Genomic DNA, 18,106 nt, shown 5'->3' on the forward strand with positions numbered 1-18,106 from the left:
GCGGGCGCAGAATTCGCTTGGTGCCGCAGGGGTCCGAAGGCCATGCTGGGGCGGCCCGCCGCAGGAGGACGAGATGGCCACCGCCGAAGAGCTTATCGGAAGCTGGCGCATGGACGCCTGGACCCGGACCTCGGTCGAAACGGGCAAGACCACCGACGCGCTCGGCCCCGACCCAATCGGCTACATCGCCTACCACCGCGACGGGCGGATGATGGCCAGCGTCTTCCGCCGCGACCGGCTGCCCGCCTCGGACGCGCCCTGGACAGAGGCCGAGAAGGCCCGGCTCTTCGACGACATGCTCGCCTATGTCGCCACCTATCGGCTCGAGGGGAACCGGGTCGTGCACGAGGTCGACGGATCGTGGAACCCCAAGTGGGGCGGCGCATTGTCCCGGCCCTTCACGCTCGAGGGCGACCGCCTGGTGATCAGCGGCGCCCCGGGCATAGACCCTGCGACCGGCGAAGAGGTGATCTACCGGATGGAATTCACCCGGGTCTGATCCGGCGACCCCGGTCGGCGGCCCTCCCCCACCGCTGTGCCATGGCGAGCGCCCTCGCGCCGAAATCGCGGGCGCTCACGCAATCTCCAGCAAGTTCGGCTTGAATGTCGTCACGGCCGGACCTTAGCTTACATGAAACGGCAGAGCTCAAGCCGACAACCTGAGGGGAGACCACATGATCCGGACGACGCGCCCTGCCGCGGCCGCCATTCGCAGCCTCGATCCGATTGCTTTCCGACCCCTTTTCGGCGCGCTGACAGCGCTGGGGATCGCCCTCGCCGCCCAGGCTGGATGGGCCCAGGACAGCGCCCCGGCCACCACCGAGGCCGCCGCCACCGAAGAGGCGCAGGATCAGCAGATCATCACCTCGCACGGCTATTCCTACTTCGGCGAGCTCGATTACCCCGCAGATTTCGACCATTTCGACTTCGCCAACCCCGACGCGCCGAAGGGTGGCGAGATCGTGCTGGGGGCCTCTGGCACCTTCGACAGCCTCAACCCCTACTCGCGCAAGGGCCGCTCCGGCGCGCTGACCACGCTGCAATACGACAGCCTGATCGAGAGCACCGAGGATTCCGTCGGCCAGTACTACGGCATCCTTGCCGAGAGCCTCGAATACCCCGAGGACAAGTCCTGGGTGATCTTCCACATCCGTCCCGAGGCCACCTTCTGGGACGGCAACCCGGTCACCGCCGAAGACGTGGTCTTCTCGCACAAGCTCTTCGTCACCCAGGGCCTGCCCTCCTATGCCGCCGCCGTCGGCGAGATGGTCACCAGCGCCGAGGCGCTGGACGAGCACACGGTGAAATTCACCTTCAATACCGAGCTGACCAAGCGATCGCGCATCGAGACCGTCGGCTCCACCCCGGTCTTCGAGAAGGCCTGGTTCGACGAGGACCCCGAGAACCGCCGCCTCGACGAGCCGCGCATGGAAGTCGCCGTCGGTTCCGGTCCCTACAAGCTCGACAGCTACGAGGTGAACCGCCGCATCGTCTACAAGCTGCGCGACGACTACTGGGGCCGCGACGTGCCCTTCAACAAGGGCCGGCACAACTACGGCACCATCCGCATCGAGTATTTCTCCGATCAGACCGCGTCCTTCGAGGCGTTCAAGGCCGGCGAGTACACCTTCCGCGTTGAAAGCGATCCGAAGCTCTGGGCGACGTCCTACGACTTCCCCCGCATCCAGCAGGGCACGGTGAAGAAGGAAGAGATCGCCGACGGCAGCCCGCCCAATCCCACCGGCTTCGTCTTCAACCTCGCCAAGCCGCAGCTGCAGGACAAGAAGGTGCGCGAGGCGATTGCCCTCGCCTTCAACTTCGAATGGAGCAACGAGAGCCTGCGCTACGGGCTCTACAGCCCGCGCTCGTCCTTCGTCGAAGGCACGCCGATCGAGGCCAAGGGCCTGCCCGAGGGCTCCGAGCTGGAGTTCCTGAAGTCGCTGGGCGACGTGGTGCCGGAGGACCTCTACACCACCGACGTCTGGACCATGCATGAAAGCGATCCCGCCGAGCTGATCAACCGCCGTACCCGGCGTGCTGCGGGCGCGCTGCTGCAGGAGGCAGGCTGGACCGTGGGTGACGACGGCATCGCGCGCAACGAAGCGGGCGAGACGCTCAAGCTGCACATGATCATCCCCAGCAACATCGAGGCCAGCGTCGAGTCGATGCACGAGACCTACGTGCAGAACCTGCGCGCCATCGGCGTCGATGCCAGCTACGAGAAGGTCGATCCCTCGCAGTACACGCTGCGCCAGCGCGAGCGCGACTACGACATGATCTACTCCAGCCGCTATGGCGCCTTCCTGTCCACCGGCGGCGGGCTCAGCCAGATGTACGGCTCGCGCGAGGCCGAATTCTCGCTCTTCAACCCTGCCGGGCTGGCCAGCCCGCTGGTTGACGCGATCATCGCCGCCAGCTTCGAGGCCACCAGCCAGGACGAAACCGACGTGGCACTGATGGCGCTCGACCGCGCGCTGCGCTACGAGTTCTTCATCGTTCCCGACGGCTATATCGCAGACTACTGGGTTGCCTATTACGACATGTACGAACATCCCGAGACCATCCCGCCCTACGATCTGGGCTACCTCAGCCTGTGGTGGGTGAACCCCGACAAGGAGAAGGCCCTCAAAGAGGCCGGCGTGCTGAAGTAATATGGGAGCCTACATTCTCCGCAGACTGCTGCTCATCATCCCCACGCTGCTGGGGATCATGATCATCAACTTCGCGCTGGTGCAGTTCGTGCCCGGCGGACCCATCGAGCAGATCATCGCCCAGATCGAGGGCCAGGGAGACGTTTTCGGCGGCTTCTCCGGCGGCGGCGGCAATGCCCCCGGTGCCGGGATGGACAACGTCGGCGCCGGCATGGGCGGCGGCGGCGGAAACGAGAAATACGTCGGTGCCCGCGGCCTGCCGCCCGAGTTCATCGAGAGCCTTGAGAAGGAGTTCGGCTTCGACAAGCCGCCGCTCGAGCGCTTCCTCGGGATGATGTGGAACTACATGCGGCTCGATTTCGGCGAGAGCTACTTCCGCTCGATCTCGGTGATCGACCTCGTTCTGGAGAAGATGCCGGTGTCGATCTCGCTCGGCCTCTGGTCCACGATCATCGCCTATATCGTCTCGATCCCGCTTGGCATCCGCAAGGCGGTGAAGGACGGCTCGTCCTTCGACACCTGGACCTCTGGAGTGATCATCGTCGCCTATGCCATCCCCGGCTTCCTCTTCGCCATCCTGCTGCTGGTGCTCTTCGCTGGCGGCTCGTTCTGGCAGATCTTCCCGCTGCGCGGGCTGACCTCCGACAACTGGGAGGCGCTGAGCTGGCCGATGCGGATCGCCGACTATTTCTGGCACATCGCGCTGCCGGTGATCGCCTCGACGATTTCGGCCTTTGCCACGCTGACGCTGCTGACCAAGAACTCCTTCCTCGACGAGATCAAGAAGCACTACGTGATGACCGCCCGCGCCAAGGGGCTGACCGAGAGCCGCGTTCTCTACGGCCACGTCTTCCGCAACGCTATGCTGATCGTCATCGCCGGCTTCCCGGCGGTGTTCATCGGCGTCTTCTTCTCGGGGAGCCTGATCATCGAGACGATCTTCTCGCTCGACGGGCTCGGGCGCCTCGGCTTCGAGGCGGCGGTGGCGCGCGACTACCCGGTGATCTTCGGCACGCTCTTCATCTTCGGCCTCATCGGCCTCGTCGTCGGGATCATCTCGGACATGATGTACGTTCTGGTCGATCCGCGCATCGACTTCGAGAAGCGGGAGGGCTGAGATGAGCTACGAGCCCGATCCCCGCATTGAAGAGTCCGCCCCGCTGCGCCCGCAGCCGGAACCCGGCATTCCCGTCGTCCCGCAGCCCAAACCCGGACGCTTTGCCCTGTCGCCGCTGAACCAGCGGCGCTGGCGCAACTTCAAGCGCAACCGCCGAGCCTTCTGGTCGCTGTGGCTCTTCCTGCTGCTCTTCGGCCTGTCGCTGTTTGCCGAGTTCCTCGCCAACGACAAGCCGATCCTCGTCAGCTACCGCGGCGAGCTGCGGATGCCGATCTTCAACTTCTACCCGGAAACCGCCTTTGGCGGTGACTTCCGCACCGAGGCCGCCTACCGCGACCCAGAGGTGCAGTGCCTGATCCGCACCGGCGGGCTGGAGGAATGTTTCGACGACCCAGAGGGGCTGATCGAGACGGTGGACGCGGGCGGCACCCCCGAGGGTGACTTCGCCAAGGGTTGGACCATCTGGCCGCCCATCCCCTATAGCTTCAACACGCCCGTCGACCGCCCCGGCGCGGCCCCCCTGCCCCCGAACGGGCAGAACTGGCTCGGCACCGACGACACCAAGCGCGACGTGCTGGCGCGGGTGATCTACGGTTTCCGCCTCTCGATCCTCTTCACCCTTGTGGTGACTGTGGTCTCGTCGATCATCGGGGTCGTCGCGGGGGCGCTGCAGGGCTTCTTCGGCGGCTGGCTTGACCTGATCTTCCAGCGGTTGATCGAGATATGGTCGGCCACCCCGTCGCTCTACGTGATCATCATCCTCTTCGCGATCCTAGGCCGTAGTTTCTGGCTGCTGGTGTTCCTCACGGTACTCTTCGGCTGGACCGCACTGGTGGGCGTGGTGCGCGCCGAGTTTCTGCGCGCGCGCAACCTCGAGTACGTACGTGCCGCCAAGGCGCTTGGGGTCAGCAACTGGACCATCATGTTCCGTCACATGCTGCCCAACGCCATGGTGGCGACGCTGACCATGCTGCCCTTCATCGTCACCGGTACGATCAGCACCCTCGCGGGGCTCGACTTCCTCGGCTTCGGCCTGCCCTCCTCGGCGCCCTCGCTTGGCGAGCTGACGCTGCAGGCCAAGCAGAACCTGCAGGCACCGTGGCTGGCGTTCACCGCCTTCACCGTCTTCGCCCTGATGCTGTCGCTGCTGGTCTTCATCTTCGAAGGCGTGCGCGACGCGTTCGACCCCAGAAAGACCTTCTCATGAGCGCCAATATCCTCGAGGTCCGCGACCTGAAGGTCAGCTTCACCCAGGACGGCAAGCGCAGCCTTGCCGTGAAGGGCGTGAGCTTCGACATCCCGCGCGGCGAGACCGTGGCGCTGGTCGGCGAGTCCGGGTCCGGCAAGTCGGTCACCGCGCTCTCGACCGTTTCGCTGCTTGGGGACGCGGCACATGTCGAGGGATCGGTGCGCTACAACGATCAGGAGATGATCGGCGCCGACCTCAAGCGGCTGCGCAAGGTGCGCGGCAACGACATCAGCTTCATCTTCCAGGAGCCGATGACCTCGCTCAACCCGCTGCACACGCTGGAAAAGCAGCTGGGCGAAAGCCTCGCGCTGCACCAGGGGCTGACCGGCGACAAGGCCCGCGCGCGCATCCTCGACCTCTTGAACAAGGTTGGCATCCGCGACCCAGAAAGCCGCCTTTCCGCCTATCCGCACCAGCTTTCCGGCGGGCAGCGGCAGCGGGTGATGATCGCCATGGCGCTGGCCAACGGTCCCGAGCTGCTGATCGCCGACGAGCCGACCACGGCGCTCGACGTGACCATCCAGGCGCAGATCCTCGAGTTGCTGGCGGAGCTCAAGCAGCAAGAGAACATGAGCCTGCTGTTCATCACCCATGACCTCAACATCGTGCGCAAGTTCGCCGACCGGGTCTGCGTGATGAAGGATGGCGAGATCGTCGAGCACGGCCCTACCGCCGAGCTTTTCGCCAACCCGCAGCACCCCTACACACTGAAACTGATCTCGGCCGAGAGCACCGGCACTCCCCGCCCCATCGAGGCGGGCGCGAAGGAAGTTGCACGGGCAGACAACCTGAAGATCTGGTTCCCCATCCAGAAGGGTTTTCTGAAAAAGACCGTCGGCTACGTGAAGGCGGTCAACGACGCGTCCTTCTCGGTGCGCGCGGGCGAGACCGTGGGCATCGTCGGCGAATCCGGCTCGGGCAAGACGACGCTGGCGCTGGCGATCATGCGGCTGATCCAATCACAGGGCGGCATCACCTTCGACGGGCGCGACGTGCGCGACCTCTCGACCCGCCAGCTGCGCAAGCTGCGCTCGGAGATGCAGATCGTCTTTCAGGACCCCTTCGGCTCGCTCAGCCCACGGATGACCTGCGAGCAGATCATCGCAGAGGGTCTGGGCGTGCATGGCTCGCCCGACGGGCGCGCGGCGAAAGAAGTGGTGGCCGAGATCATGACCGAGGTGGGTCTCGACCCGGCCACGATGCACCGCTACCCGCATGAATTCTCCGGCGGCCAGCGCCAGCGCATCGCCATCGCCCGCGCCATGGTGCTGCGGCCCAAGCTGGTGGTGCTGGACGAGCCAACCTCGGCGCTCGACATGACGGTGCAGGTGCAGATCGTCGAGCTGCTGCGCGACCTGCAGCGCAAGTACGACCTCGCCTACCTCTTCATCAGCCACGATCTGAAGGTGGTGCGCGCGATGAGCCACAAGGTCATCGTGATGAAGCAGGGTGACGTAGTGGAAATGGGCGACGCGGATGAGATCTTCGCCGCGCCCAAGACCGATTACACGCAGAAACTCTTTGCCGCGGCCTTCGAGCTGGCAGGCTGAGCGAGCCATAGCTTGCCCGGGGTGACCGACCCCGGGCCGCCCATGCCTCAGATCGCCGAGCTGTGCCCGGCTTTCGACAGGTCGTAGGCGTCGAAGGCGCGCGCCACGATGCGGGTCAGCGGCCGCGCCTCCACCGGCACGAAAAGCCCGTCCTCGGTGATCTCCAGCAGCCCCTCGAAACGCTCGTTGGCGGCGCGGTACATCGCCACCAGTTCGGCCTCGCGCGCGCCGAAGTCGCGCACCAGTTCCGCCGAGCGGATGCGGAAGTCGCACATCAGCATCTCGATCATCCGCGAGCGCAGCTTGTCCTCGCCCCGGAAGGTATGCCCGCGCGCGGTAGAGAAGCGACCCTCGCGGATCGCGGCCACATGCGCCGAGGTGGCCGGCGCGTTCTGCGCGAAGCCCTGCGGGAAGCGCGAGATCGACGAGGCCCCCACCCCGATCAGCACCTCGGAGGTGTCGTCGGTGTAGCCCTGGAAATTGCGCCGCAGCTTGCCGGTCTTCTGCGCGATCGCCAGCCCATCCTCCGGCACGGCAAAATGGTCGATGCCGATCTCGGCGTAGCCGTCCCAGGCAAAGAGCCGCCGCGCGGTCTCGAACAGCTCCAGCCGTTCGTCCGGCGTGGGCAGCGCATCCGAGGGGATCATCTGCTGGCGCTTGGCCATCCAGGGCACGTGGGCATAGCCGTAGAGCGCCACCCGGTCCGGCCCCAGCGACAGAAGCTTCTGCACCGTCTCGGTGATCCGCGCCTTGGACTGGTGCGGCAGGCCAAAGAGGATGTCGGCGTTGAGGCTCGCCACGCCCCGCTCGCGGATCATCTCGATCGCCGTCCGGGTCACATCGTAACTCTGTTCGCGGCCGATGGTCTGCTGGATTTCCAGATCGAAGTCCTGCACCCCGATCGAGGCGCGGTTCATGCCGCCCGCGGCCAGCACGTCGAGCCGCGCGCCGTCGATCTCGTTGGGGTCGATCTCGACCGAGAACTCGGCGTTCGGCGCGAAGTCCGCCACCTCGGCCACCTTGTCGATCAACGCCTTCATGAGGTCCGGCGTCAGCAGCGTCGGCGTACCCCCACCCCAGTGCAGCCGCGACAGTTTCACCCCGCGCGGGAGGTGCTGTTTCAGCAGGTCGAGCTCGGCCTTCAGCGTCTCGACGTAGCTCTCCACCGGGCCCAGCGTGGCGGTGCCTTGCGTACGGCAGGCGCAGAACCAGCAGAGCCTGCGACAGAAAGGCACGTGCAGGTAGAGCGAGACCGTGCCATTTTCCGGCACGGCTTCGATCCACCGGGCGAAATCACCCGGGGTGACATCGCCCGAGAAATGCGGCGCCGTCGGATAGCTCGTATAACGCGGGACCTTAGCGTCGAAGAGACCGAGTCGGGAGAGTTGTGTTCGCGTAATCATACGCGTACGCTTACAAAAAATTTCCGCGACAAGACTTTGACGCAGATCAAGATTTGGAAGCGCAATGCTGAACGAAAAGAGCCTCTCAGTATCCCCGGACTGCAGCGAGTGCCCGATTCGGCACCGTGCGGTCTGCGCCCGCTGCGAGACCGACGAGCTCGAGCGGCTGGAAGAGATCAAGTACTACCGCAAGTTCGAGGCCGGGCAGACGGTAATCTGGTCCGGTGACCGGATGGAATTCGTCGGCTCGGTGGTCTCCGGCATCGCCACGCTGACGCAGACCATGGAGGACGGGCGCACGCAGATGGTCGGCCTCTTGCTGCCGTCGGATTTCGTCGGCCGCCCCGGGCGTTCCAGCGCGGCCTATGACGTGGTCGCCACGACCGATCTGGTGATGTGCTGCTTCCGCAAGGCTCCCTTCGAGGAGATGATGGTGCGCACCCCGCACATCGCGCAGCGGCTGCTCGAAATGACCCTCGACGAGCTCGACGCCGCCCGCGAATGGATGCTGGTGCTGGGCCGCAAGACCGCGCGCGAGAAGATCGCGTCGCTGCTGTCGATCATCGCTCGCCGTGATGCCTCGATCAACCAGCGCGACGTCGGCGACCGTCTCACCTTCGACCTGCCGCTGACCCGCGAGGCCATGGCCGATTACCTCGGGCTGACACTGGAAACGGTGAGCCGTCAGGTGTCGGCCCTGCGCAAGGACGGGGTGATCGAGCTCGAGGGCAAGCGCCACGTCACCATTCCCGACATGGGCCGCCTGCTCGAGGAAGCCGGCGACGACGCGGACGGCGGCGTCTTCGCCTGACCGCCCGCGCGTTCGTTTGCGCCCCGGATCAGGCCTCGAAGACCGGATCGAAACTGCCGTAGATCATCCGCTTGCCGTCGAAGGGCATGTCCATCATCTCCTTCCAGCGCGCGTCGGTCTCGAAGGACGCGCCGCAGCGGTCCGCGGTCTCCTTGTCCGGCCAGAGCATCCAGCTGAAGACCACGGCCTCCCCTTCCTCGCGCTTCACGGCCATGGGAAAGGAGGTCACCTTGCCCTCGGGCACCTCGGCCTCCCAGCATTCGTGCATCGACAGGGCGCCGTATTCCTTGAACAGCTCCCAGGATTTCCGGGCGGACTCGACGTAGGCCGCCTTGTTTTCCTGCGGCACTGGCGTCAGAAACCCCCAAACATGTGTCATGAGACATCTCCCTGTTGCTCCCGGGCAGCATAGGCGCATAATTAAGTTGATATCAACATGACCGAGAGCGCATGAGCGAGACGACGCCTGCCCTGCCCCGTGAAGTCACCCTCGAGGTGCGCGACCGCTGCTTGTGCTTCCGCGCGCAGCGCGGGGCGCGCGCCTTGGGGCGGCGTTTCGACATCGCGCTGAAGCCCGTGGGGCTGACCAACGGGCAGTTCTCCATCCTGATGTCGCTGAACCGTCCCGAGCCGCCGCGCATCTCCGACCTCGCGCCCTTCCTCGCCATGGACCGCACCACGCTGACCGCCGCGCTGAAGGTGCTGGAGCGGCGCGGGCTGGTCGAGAGCGCCGCCGATGCCGAGGACAAGCGCGGCAAGCGGCTGCGCCTGTCCCCGCGGGGACACGCGATCCTGCACGAGGCGATGCCGATCTGGCGGCGCGAACACGACGCGGTGGAGGCGGCGCTCGACGGCATGGACCTCGAGACGCTCAAGGCTGCGCTGATGAAGCTGGGCGAGCTCTGAGAGATCGCCCGGCTTCGGGGGGTCAGAATTGCCTCGTGGGGTCAGAGTTCCCTGAGGTACGCCCAGGACACGTAGCCCGTCGTCTCCGGCGCCCGGTCGAGGGCTGCTTCGCACCAGCGTGTGCCACCGGTCTGGGTGCACTCGTAGACCCGCAGAACGGTGCCGTTCGGCAGGCCGACAATCACGTCGAAGCCGGTACCCGGTCCGCCGCGCAGCTTGAGCATGTCGCCCTCGTCGACGCCGTAGACCTCAAACCGCCCGCCCCATTCCGTATTGGCGGCACATCCGCCCAGTGTTGCCGCGAGGGCGAGCGCTGCCGCGCCCCTGGTCATCGCGGTCGCGATTGCTGCGTGCATTGGAATCTCCTGCTCGTTCTTTTTGCCTCGGCCGCCAACCTACCGTCCCCGGCCCGTGAAAGGAACGGCTCGATGCCCCCCGCCCGGGGGCGAAAGACCCTGCGCGGCACCGGCACAACAGCGCGATCGGCGGAGGGCGGACAAAGCAAGGGCGGGCCCGCAGGCCCGCCCCCGGACGGCTGACGCCGCCTCTCCGGTCTCTCGGCAGAAGCCTCTTCTCCCAAGCCTCAATGCGCGAGGAAAACCGGTACCTCTGCCAGTTCCAGCATGTTCCGCGTCGCGCCCCCAAGGATCGCCTCGCGGAAGCGGGAATGGCCATATGCGCCCATGACGATCATGTCGCCATTCACGTCCTGCACGTGGCGGTTCAGGATGTCGGAAATGCGCGGCATGGTCTTGGTCAGCACGTCGATCTCGGCGCTCACCCCGTGGCGCGACAGGTATTGCGACAGCATCCCGCCGGGGTCCGACCGGTTCGGCCCGTGCTGCGGCGGGTCAATGACCACGACGTGCACCGCATCCGCCTCCTTGAGGATCGGCATGGCCGCGCGGACCGAGCGCAGCGCCTCGGCGCTCTCGTTCCAGGCCAGCACCACGCGCTTGGGCTTGCTCGACGGATCGGAGGCACGCGGCACCACCAGCACGGGCGCCTGCCCCTCGAAGAGCGCGCCCTCGACGATCGGCTCGAGCTCGACGCCGCGATCGGGACCGTAGGGCTTGGGCAACACCACCATGTCGGCAAAGCGCGCGCGCCCCGCCACGTGGCGGCCGATATCGGCAAGCTGGGCGACACCCTCCTCGACCGACCAGCGCAGTTCGAAGCGGTTCAGACGCTCCTTGGCAGCAGCCGCCAGCACGCTGGCATCCTTGGAGGCGCGATCAAGCGTCTCCTGCAGGATGATCGCATCCGCCCCGGCATAGTAATAGCCGGTCTGGGTGCGGTCGACACCGAAGCCGAGCACATCGAGATGGGCGTCCCAGCAGGCCGCAACAGCGGCGGCATGGTCGATGGTCGAGTCGAGGAAAGCCTCGTCCGTCACAACCGTGAGTAATGATTTGTAGCCCATAGCAATCTCCATGGTATTGTCCGGGAGGGCCCGACACCGGCACATTACGCCCGAAGGGCAACCCTTAGAATGACTTAACGCAAGACTTCGCAGTCAAAGCCTTGATTCAGATCAAGGTTGGTCGGGGGCATTCACTTCACAACCCCGTCAGTCAGAACCGCTCGCGCGGTCAACGAATCGTGCGAGTCAGACGAAGGGACGAACGATGCTGAATTATATCAAGCTCATCGTGCTGGCGGGTGTCGCGCTCTTTGCGCTGATCGCCGCCAACTACGCACGAGACGTGGCTTACATGGTCAATGCGTTGACCATCTTCCTCATCACGGCGGGTCTGTTCCTCTGGACCCTCCGCAACACCGACGAGCCGGTGCCCCCCAAGGTACGCGAACTCTCCTACATGGATGACGTGGTGCGCGCCGGCGTGATTGCAACCGCCTTCTGGGGCGTGGTCGGCTTCGCGGTCGGCGTGTTCATCGCCACCCAGCTGGCCTTCCCGGCGCTCAACTTCGAATGGGCCGAAGGCTACGCGAACTTCGGACGGCTGCGGCCGCTGCACACCTCGGCGGTGATCTTTGCCTTCGGCGGCAACGCGCTGATCTGCACGTCGTTCTACGTGGTCCAGCGCACCTCGGCGACGCGCCTCTGGGGCGGCAACCTCGCCTGGTGGGTGTTCTGGGGCTACCAGCTGTTCATCGTTCTGGCCGCGACCGGCTACCTGCTGGGCGCCACCCAGTCCAAGGAATACGCCGAGCCCGAATGGTACGTCGACTGGCTGCTGACCGTCGTCTGGGTCGCCTACCTGCTGGTCTTCGTCGGCACGATCATCAAGCGCAAGGAACCGCACATCTACGTGGCGAACTGGTTCTACCTGAGCTTCATCATCACCGTCGCCATGCTGCACATCTTCAACAACCTGAGCATCCCCGTGTCGATCTGGGGCTCCAAGTCGGTGCAGGTGTTCTCGGGCGTGCAGGACGCGATGACGCAATGGTGGTACGGCCACAATGCCGTGGGCTTCTTCCTCACCGCCGGCTTCCTCGGCATGATGTACTACTTCGTGCCCAAGCAAGCCGAGCGTCCGGTGTTTTCGTACAAGCTGTCGATCGTGCACTTCTGGGCGCTGATCTTCATCTACATCTGGGCCGGTCCGCACCACCTGCATTACACCGCCCTGCCCGACTGGGCCTCGACCCTCGGCATGGTGTTCTCGATCATCCTGTGGATGCCCAGCTGGGGCGGCATGATCAACGGCCTGATGACCCTCTCGGGGGCCTGGGACAAGCTGCGCACCGATCCCATCATGCGCATGCTGGTGATCTCCATCGGCTTCTACGGCATGTCGACCTTCGAAGGCCCGATGATGTCGATCCGCGCGGTGAACTCGCTGTCGCACTACACCGACTGGACCATCGGCCACGTGCACTCCGGCGCACTCGGCTGGAACGGCATGATCACCTTCGGCGCGCTCTACTTCCTGACGCCGAAACTGTGGAACCGTGAGCGTCTCTACAGCCTCAGCCTCGTCAGCTGGCACTTCTGGCTCGCCACCATCGGCATCGTGCTCTACGCCGCCTCGATGTGGGTCACGGGCATCATGGAAGGCCTGATGTGGCGCGAGGTGGATGCCAACGGCTTCCTCGTCAACAGCTTCGCCGACACCGTGTCCGCCAAGTTCCCGATGTACGTGGTGCGCGCGCTTGGCGGCCTGCTCTACATCTCCGGCGCAATCATCATGTGCTACAACCTGTGGATGACCGTGAAACGGGCTCCGGCTGTCGAAGCCGAGACCGCCACGGCGCATGCCACTCCGGCCGAATAAGGAGGGCCGAAGATGAGCATTCTCGACAAACACGGGATCCTTGAGAAGAACGTCACCCTGCTGGCTCTCTTTGCCTTCCTGGTGGTGACCATCGGCGGTCTGGTGCAGATCGTGCCGCTGTTCTACCTGGAAAACACCATCGAGGACGTGGAGGGCATGCGCCCCTACACCCCGCTGGAGCTCGCCGGGCGCGACATCTACATCCGCGAGGGCTGCTACGTCTGCCACAGCCAGATGATCCGCCCAATGCGCGACGAGGTGGAGCGCTATGGCCACTACAGCCTCGCGGCGGAGTCGCAGTACGACCACCCGTTCCAATGGGGTTCGAAGCGGACGGGGCCCGACCTCGCCCGCGTCGGCGGCCGCTACTCGGACGAGTGGCACGTGGATCACCTGACCAACCCGCAATCGGTGGTGCCTGAATCGGTGATGCCGAAATACGGGTTCCTCTCGGCCAAGCTGATCGACGGCGAGCACATGGAAGACCTGCTGGCCACGCACCGCATGGTCGGCGTGCCCTACACCGACGAGATGGTCGAGAACGCCTCGGCCGACTTCCGGGTGCAGTCGAACCCCGATCTCGACTACGACGGGCTGCTCGAGCGCTACGGCGAGAAGGTCAGCGTGCGCAACTTCGACGGTGAACCGGGCATCTCCGAAATGGATGCGCTGGTGGCCTACCTGCAGATGCTCGGCACGCTGGTCGATTTCTCGACCTTCACGCCCGACGCCAGCCGCTGAGGAGAGGACGAAATGGACACCTATTCCGCCCTGCGCCACTTCGCGGACAGCTGGGGTCTGCTGGCGATGTTCCTGTTCTTCGTGGGGATGATCCTCTGGATCTTCCGCCCCGGAGCCAAGCGAAGCCACGACGACGCCGCAAGCATCCCGCTCCGCAACGACACCGCTCCGGCCGCTGCGCGCGCGCCCGAAGCACCCGCCCAGAAGTGAGGAGGCGAGGATCATGAGCGACAAGAAAGACACCAAGAGAGACGATCTCGACTACGAGACCACGGGCCATTCCTGGGACGGGATCGAGGAGTACAACAAGCCGCTGCCGCGCTGGTGGCTGATGGTCTTCTACGCCACCATCATCTGGGGCGTCGGCTATACCATCGCCTACCCTGCCTGGCCGGGCGTGCGTTCGGCCACTGCGGGCCTGCTCGGCTGGTCCACCCGCGGCGCCGTCGCCGAGGAGATCTCGGCGCAGGAAGCCAAGCTCGCCCCGATCAACGAGCAGCTGGCCTCGGTCGAGCTGACCTCGATTGCCGGTGATCCCGAGCTCAACGGCTACGCGCAGAACGCCGGGGCCGCGGTCTTCCGCACCTGGTGCGCGCAATGCCACGGCTCGGGCGCGGCGGGGGCCAAGGGCTATCCCAACCTGCTCGACGACGACTGGCTTTGGGGGGGCTCGATCGAGGATATCCACACCACGATCACCCACGGCATCCGCAACGAGGACGATCCCGATGCGCGCTACTCCGAGATGCCCGCCTTCGGGCGCGACGGGCTGCTGGAGCGCGAGCAGATCGCCGCGGTCAGCAACTTTGTCATGACGCTCTCGGGCGAAGAGCCGCAGGATCCTGCACTTGTCGAGGAAGGCGCCACGGTCTTTGCCGACAATTGCGCGGCCTGCCACGCCGAGGATGGCACCGGCGACCGCTTCCAGGGCGCGCCCAACCTGACCGACGCAATCTGGCTCTATGGCGGCGACTACGCGACGATCCACGAGACCGTCACCAACGCCCGTTTCGGCGTCATGCCGAATTGGAACACGCGCCTGTCGGAAGCCGAGATCCGCGCCGTGGCCACCTACGTGCATGGTCTCGGCGGCGGCGAAGCCTCCGAGTAAGGCCGCAAAGCCATACCTCCGAGCCTACCGGCTCGGGGGCAAGACGTCGGCACCCCCTCCTGTTCGCGCGTTTCCAGGGGTGCCGACGTTTCTTTCAGAAGCCGCGAAAGCAGACGTTTCACGTCCATCAGCCCTCGCAAGGGGCTGTTGGCGCATTTCTGCCCTTGGCACGCGCCCAATTTCCGCCGATCATCCAAGCAATTCCCCGGCGACGATCGTCGCTTTCCCGGGGCGCATTTTGCGCATCGGGAGTTGTATCATGTGTTACGTTTGCTGAGTGCGGATTCTCGGGCGCCATATCTGTCCGGGTCGCAGTCATGAAAGTTTTTGCATATATTCCAAGCACTTTTGACCTCCTGTAGCCTCCATTTCGCCCTGCCAGTATTGACCCAACTGCAGATTCCAGCCAGTCAGGAAGAATTCTGACATGTAAGATTGATTGACATAATGAATTGGACCTCTCTCCCACCCCTCCCTGCGCTAAGGGCTTTTGCCGCCTACGCCGAGACCGGTTCGGTCCAACGAGCGGGGGCAGCACTCAACGTCAGCCACGCGGCGATCAGCCAGCAGATACGCAATCTCGAATCGCACGTCGGGATCAGCTTGCTGGACCGCTCGCGGCGATCCATGGCGCTCACCGAAGAAGGCGCACGGCTGGCCCAGGCGCTGGCCGAGGGCTTCGGCCGTATCTCGCAGGAACTCGAGGCGCTGACCGGCGCCGAGGCGGACCGCCCCCTGACGATCACCACCACGCCGAGCTTCGCCTCGTCCTGGCTGATGCCCCGGCTGGCGCGCTTCCGCGAAGCTCACCCCGAGATCAGCCTGATGATCGACCCCTCGGCGAAGCTCGCGCCGCTGGAGCCGGGCGGCGTCGACGTGGCGCTGCGCTTCGGCTCCGGTCGTTGGCCCGGGCTCGACTCCGAGCTTCTGGTCGAGTCGCCGATCGCGCTCGTCGGCTCGCCCCGGCTTGTCGGCACCCGCGACTACAGCGACCCGGCCGACCTGCAGGCGTTTCACTGGCTGCAGGAGCTCGGCACCAACGAGGCCACCGAGTGGTTCGCCCAGTTCGGCATCGATCACGACGCACGGCAGGGCGTGAGCTCTCTGCCCGGCAACCTGATGCTCGAGGCGGCGCGGCAGGGCCATGGCATTGCGATCACCGCCCGCGTCTTCGCAGAGGACGACATCGCTGCGGGCCGCCTGCGGCTATTGTTCGAGGATTCCCGCAAGAAGGGCTACTATCTGGTTACCCGCCCTGGCGTCATGCGCGCCCCGCTCCGGCTGTTCACCACCTGGCTGCGACGTGAGGCCGCAAAAGCTAAGTGAAAGATATGCTTATTGATGCATGTCAAAGTTCGGGGCGCGCCGCGGCGTCAGAACGGGCGGCACAGGCAGATTCGAACCGGAGTACGTGCGGTGTCCGATACCCAACCAGGCGCGCCCTCGCTTTACGCGGCGCGCGAGCCGATTTTCCCCCGCCGGGTGCGCGGGCATTTCCGCAACCTCAAATGGGTGCTGATGCTCGTCCTGCTGGGCATCTACTACATCACCCCGTGGCTCCGCTGGGACCGGGGACCGCAGCTGCCTGACCAGGCGGTGCTGGTGGACCTGGCGAACCGCCGCTTCTTTTTCTTCTTCATCGAGATCTGGCCGCACGAGTTCTATTTCGTCGCCGGTCTGCTGATCATGGCCGGGCTCGGGCTCTTCCTCTTCACTTCGGCGCTCGGGCGGGTCTGGTGCGGCTATGCCTGCCCGCAAACCGTCTGGACCGACCTCTTCATCCTCGTCGAGCGCTGGATCGAGGGTGACCGCAACGCCCGCCTGCGCCTGCACCGGCAGAAGAAATGGGATGTCCGCAAGGCGCGGCTGCGCGTGACCAAATGGGTCGCCTGGCTGCTCATCGCGCTGGCCACCGGCGGTGCCTGGGTGTTCTATTTCACCGATGCGCCGACGCTGCTGGTCGATCTGGTGACCGGCAACGCACACCCGGTCGCCTACACCACGATCGCCATTCTCACTGCCACGACCTTCGCCTTTGGCGGCTTCGCCCGCGAGCAGATCTGTATCTACGCCTGCCCCTGGCCGCGCATCCAGGCGGCGATGATGGACGAAGACACGCTGACCGTCGGTTACCGCGACTGGCGCGGCGAGCCGCGCGGCAAGCACCGCAAGGCCGAGGGCGCCGAGCAGCTCGGCGACTGCATCGACTGCAACGCCTGCGTCAACGTCTGCCCGATGGGGATCGACATCCGCGACGGCCAGCAGCTCGCCTGCATCACCTGCGCGCTCTGCATCGATGCCTGCGACGACGTGATGGAGAAGATCGGCAAGCCGCGCGGGCTGATCGACTACCTCGCCCTGTCGGACGAGACCCGCGAGCGCGAAGGTCACGAACCGCGCAAGGTCTGGAAGCACATCTTCCGCCCGCGCGTCATCCTCTACACGGCGCTCTGGTCGCTGGTCGGCCTCGGCCTCGTCATCGCGCTGGTGATGCGCCCCGAGATCGAGCTCAGCGTCGCGCCGGTGCGCAACCCGACCTTCGTGGTGCTCTCAGATGGCTCGATCCGCAACACCTACGACGTGCGGCTGCTCAACAAGCATGGCGAGGACCGGCCCTTCCAGCTCTCGCTGTCGGACGATGCCAACCTGCAGATCACCCTAGAGGGCGAGGAGGACACCACCGTTGACGTCCCCGCCAATGAAACGCACCTTCAGAGGGTCTACGTAACCGCCCCGGAGGACACCCCCGAAGCCCAGGCCGAACGCACTGAGTTCCACATCTGGGTCGAGGATCTCACCACCGGCGACCGCGCCGCCAAGGCAACCATCTTCAACGGACGGGACAACTGATGACCGAAGCTCAGGATAGCGGACGCAAGCTCACCGGCTGGCACGTGCTGGCCATCTTTGGCGGAGCCTTCGGGGTGATCATCGCGGTGAACATCGCGCTGGCCTACAATGCCATCGCCACCTTCCCCGGTCTCGAGGTGCCCAACTCCTACGTCGCCAGCCAGACCTTCGATGTGCGCCGCGCCGAACAGGAAGCCCTGCGCTGGACCGCCCATGCCGAGCCGCGAGACGGCGCGGTTGTGCTGCGCTTCACCGATGCCGGGGGACAGCCAGTGAAGCCCGCCGAGCTGACTGCCAAACTCGGCCGCTCGACTCACGTCAAGGACGACCACGAGCCCGAGTTCTTCTGGGACGGTCGCCAGTTCGTCGCCGCCGACAACCTTGCACCGGGGCATTGGAACGTCTGGGTGAAGGCCCGCTCCCAGGACGGCACGCTCTTCGAGCAGCGGCTGGAATTCTATGTCCGGGGCTGAGT

At 65.3% G+C, this 18,106-nt stretch carries 18 protein-coding genes; 14 read left to right on the plus strand and 4 right to left on the minus strand.

Features of this window, described 5'->3' with window-relative positions:
- Positions 1–73: 73 nt before the first annotated feature.
- The 5 genes from BM397_RS13680 (at position 74) to BM397_RS13700 (ending at position 6,567) form a co-directional block, all read left to right on the plus strand.
- Positions 74–499, plus strand: a complete 426-nt coding sequence (locus BM397_RS13680; RefSeq protein WP_092425282.1) for a lipocalin-like domain-containing protein — start codon at positions 74–76, stop codon at positions 497–499.
- Between the two features lie 175 nt (positions 500–674).
- Positions 675–2,651 carry an extracellular solute-binding protein gene (locus BM397_RS13685; protein ID WP_092425279.1) on the plus strand — a complete coding sequence of 659 codons (1,977 nt, stop codon included), beginning with the start codon at positions 675–677 and terminating at the stop codon, positions 2,649–2,651.
- Between the two features lies 1 nt (position 2,652).
- Positions 2,653–3,768: a microcin C ABC transporter permease YejB gene (locus BM397_RS13690; RefSeq protein WP_092425277.1), complete on the plus strand. Its 1,116-nt coding sequence runs from the start codon at positions 2,653–2,655 to the stop codon at positions 3,766–3,768.
- A 1-nt stretch (position 3,769) separates the two neighbouring features.
- Positions 3,770–4,975, plus strand: coding sequence for an ABC transporter permease (locus BM397_RS13695; RefSeq protein WP_092425275.1), 1,206 nt, complete (start codon positions 3,770–3,772; stop codon positions 4,973–4,975).
- Positions 4,972–6,567 carry an ABC transporter ATP-binding protein gene (locus tag BM397_RS13700; protein WP_092425273.1) on the plus strand — a complete coding sequence of 532 codons (1,596 nt, stop codon included), beginning with the start codon at positions 4,972–4,974 and terminating at the stop codon, positions 6,565–6,567. The genes BM397_RS13695 and BM397_RS13700 overlap by 4 nt, the downstream gene beginning before the upstream one ends.
- Positions 6,568–6,614: 47 nt before the next feature.
- Here the strand turns inward: BM397_RS13700 and hemN are convergent, their stop codons facing one another.
- Positions 6,615–7,970, minus strand: a complete 1,356-nt coding sequence (gene hemN, locus BM397_RS13705; protein ID WP_092425271.1) for an oxygen-independent coproporphyrinogen III oxidase — start codon at positions 7,968–7,970, stop codon at positions 6,615–6,617.
- Between the two features lie 64 nt (positions 7,971–8,034).
- Here hemN and fnrL point away from each other — a divergent pair, with 64 nt between their 5' ends.
- Positions 8,035–8,781 (plus strand): transcriptional regulator FnrL, encoded by a 747-nt coding sequence (gene fnrL / locus BM397_RS13710; protein WP_092425269.1) that lies wholly within the window; start codon positions 8,035–8,037, stop codon positions 8,779–8,781.
- Between the two features lie 28 nt (positions 8,782–8,809).
- Here fnrL and BM397_RS13715 read toward each other — a convergent pair whose 3' ends face one another.
- Complete coding sequence (locus BM397_RS13715) at positions 8,810–9,160, minus strand: DUF1428 domain-containing protein (RefSeq protein ID WP_092425267.1); 351 nt, start codon at positions 9,158–9,160, stop codon at positions 8,810–8,812.
- A gap of 71 nt (positions 9,161–9,231) precedes the next feature.
- Between BM397_RS13715 and BM397_RS13720 the strand changes: the two genes are divergently transcribed.
- On the plus strand, positions 9,232–9,687 hold the full coding sequence (locus BM397_RS13720) for a MarR family winged helix-turn-helix transcriptional regulator (RefSeq protein ID WP_092425265.1): 456 nt from the start codon (positions 9,232–9,234) through the stop codon (positions 9,685–9,687).
- A gap of 41 nt (positions 9,688–9,728) precedes the next feature.
- On the opposite strand, the gene BM397_RS13725 is transcribed toward BM397_RS13720, so the two are convergent.
- Together BM397_RS13725 and BM397_RS13730 are read right to left on the minus strand one after the other, a co-directional pair.
- Positions 9,729–10,043 (minus strand): SH3 domain-containing protein, encoded by a 315-nt coding sequence (locus BM397_RS13725; protein WP_245696080.1) that lies wholly within the window; start codon positions 10,041–10,043, stop codon positions 9,729–9,731.
- Between the two features lie 227 nt (positions 10,044–10,270).
- Positions 10,271–11,110 (minus strand): universal stress protein, encoded by an 840-nt coding sequence (locus BM397_RS13730; protein WP_092425263.1) that lies wholly within the window; start codon positions 11,108–11,110, stop codon positions 10,271–10,273.
- 205 nt (positions 11,111–11,315) lie between these two features.
- Here BM397_RS13730 and ccoN point away from each other — a divergent pair, with 205 nt between their 5' ends.
- From ccoN to BM397_RS13765, 7 genes are all read left to right on the plus strand, one after another.
- The gene (ccoN, locus tag BM397_RS13735) at positions 11,316–12,929 is read left to right on the plus strand and encodes a cytochrome-c oxidase, cbb3-type subunit I (protein ID WP_092425261.1); all 1,614 of its coding nucleotides are present in this window, start codon (positions 11,316–11,318) and stop codon (positions 12,927–12,929) included.
- Between the two features lie 12 nt (positions 12,930–12,941).
- A complete protein-coding gene (gene ccoO / locus BM397_RS13740) occupies positions 12,942–13,670 on the plus strand; it encodes a cytochrome-c oxidase, cbb3-type subunit II (RefSeq protein ID WP_092425259.1) in 729 nt (242 codons plus the stop codon).
- A gap of 12 nt (positions 13,671–13,682) precedes the next feature.
- Entirely contained in the window at positions 13,683–13,880 is a 198-nt protein-coding gene (locus tag BM397_RS13745) for a cbb3-type cytochrome c oxidase subunit 3 (protein WP_092425257.1), read from the plus strand.
- 13 nt (positions 13,881–13,893) lie between these two features.
- Entirely contained in the window at positions 13,894–14,781 is an 888-nt protein-coding gene (gene ccoP / locus BM397_RS13750) for a cytochrome-c oxidase, cbb3-type subunit III (protein WP_092425255.1), read from the plus strand.
- 447 nt (positions 14,782–15,228) lie between these two features.
- Positions 15,229–16,107 carry a LysR family transcriptional regulator gene (locus BM397_RS13755; RefSeq protein WP_092425252.1) on the plus strand — a complete coding sequence of 293 codons (879 nt, stop codon included), beginning with the start codon at positions 15,229–15,231 and terminating at the stop codon, positions 16,105–16,107.
- A 90-nt stretch (positions 16,108–16,197) separates the two neighbouring features.
- The gene (ccoG, locus tag BM397_RS13760) at positions 16,198–17,631 is read left to right on the plus strand and encodes a cytochrome c oxidase accessory protein CcoG (protein ID WP_092425250.1); all 1,434 of its coding nucleotides are present in this window, start codon (positions 16,198–16,200) and stop codon (positions 17,629–17,631) included.
- Positions 17,631–18,104: a FixH family protein gene (locus BM397_RS13765; protein ID WP_092425248.1), complete on the plus strand. Its 474-nt coding sequence runs from the start codon at positions 17,631–17,633 to the stop codon at positions 18,102–18,104. Before ccoG ends, BM397_RS13765 begins: the two co-directional genes overlap by 1 nt.
- Positions 18,105–18,106: the final 2 nt, after the last annotated feature.

Source organism: Alloyangia pacifica, assembly GCF_900116195.1.
Taxonomy (GTDB): Bacteria; Pseudomonadota; Alphaproteobacteria; order Rhodobacterales; family Rhodobacteraceae; genus Salipiger; species Salipiger pacificus.

Excerpts from the sequence above, each read along its gene's own strand:
- BM397_RS13680 (WP_092425282.1), top strand. The coding sequence starts at position 74 with ATGGCCACCGCCGAAGAGCTTATCGGAAGCTGGCGCATGGACGCCTGG.
- BM397_RS13685 (WP_092425279.1), top strand. The coding sequence starts at position 675 with ATGATCCGGACGACGCGCCCTGCCGCGGCCGCCATTCGCAGCCTCGAT.
- BM397_RS13690 (WP_092425277.1), top strand. The coding sequence starts at position 2,653 with ATGGGAGCCTACATTCTCCGCAGACTGCTGCTCATCATCCCCACGCTG.
- BM397_RS13695 (WP_092425275.1), top strand. The coding sequence starts at position 3,770 with ATGAGCTACGAGCCCGATCCCCGCATTGAAGAGTCCGCCCCGCTGCGC.
- BM397_RS13700 (WP_092425273.1), top strand. The coding sequence starts at position 4,972 with ATGAGCGCCAATATCCTCGAGGTCCGCGACCTGAAGGTCAGCTTCACC.
- hemN (WP_092425271.1), bottom strand. The coding sequence starts at position 7,970 with ATGATTACGCGAACACAACTCTCCCGACTCGGTCTCTTCGACGCTAAG.
- fnrL (WP_092425269.1), top strand. The coding sequence starts at position 8,035 with ATGCTGAACGAAAAGAGCCTCTCAGTATCCCCGGACTGCAGCGAGTGC.
- BM397_RS13715 (WP_092425267.1), bottom strand. The coding sequence starts at position 9,160 with ATGACACATGTTTGGGGGTTTCTGACGCCAGTGCCGCAGGAAAACAAG.
- BM397_RS13720 (WP_092425265.1), top strand. The coding sequence starts at position 9,232 with ATGAGCGAGACGACGCCTGCCCTGCCCCGTGAAGTCACCCTCGAGGTG.
- BM397_RS13725 (WP_245696080.1), bottom strand. The coding sequence starts at position 10,043 with ATGCACGCAGCAATCGCGACCGCGATGACCAGGGGCGCGGCAGCGCTC.
- BM397_RS13730 (WP_092425263.1), bottom strand. The coding sequence starts at position 11,110 with ATGGGCTACAAATCATTACTCACGGTTGTGACGGACGAGGCTTTCCTC.
- ccoN (WP_092425261.1), top strand. The coding sequence starts at position 11,316 with ATGCTGAATTATATCAAGCTCATCGTGCTGGCGGGTGTCGCGCTCTTT.
- ccoO (WP_092425259.1), top strand. The coding sequence starts at position 12,942 with ATGAGCATTCTCGACAAACACGGGATCCTTGAGAAGAACGTCACCCTG.
- BM397_RS13745 (WP_092425257.1), top strand. The coding sequence starts at position 13,683 with ATGGACACCTATTCCGCCCTGCGCCACTTCGCGGACAGCTGGGGTCTG.
- ccoP (WP_092425255.1), top strand. The coding sequence starts at position 13,894 with ATGAGCGACAAGAAAGACACCAAGAGAGACGATCTCGACTACGAGACC.
- BM397_RS13755 (WP_092425252.1), top strand. The coding sequence starts at position 15,229 with ATGAATTGGACCTCTCTCCCACCCCTCCCTGCGCTAAGGGCTTTTGCC.
- BM397_RS13765 (WP_092425248.1), top strand. The coding sequence starts at position 17,631 with ATGACCGAAGCTCAGGATAGCGGACGCAAGCTCACCGGCTGGCACGTG.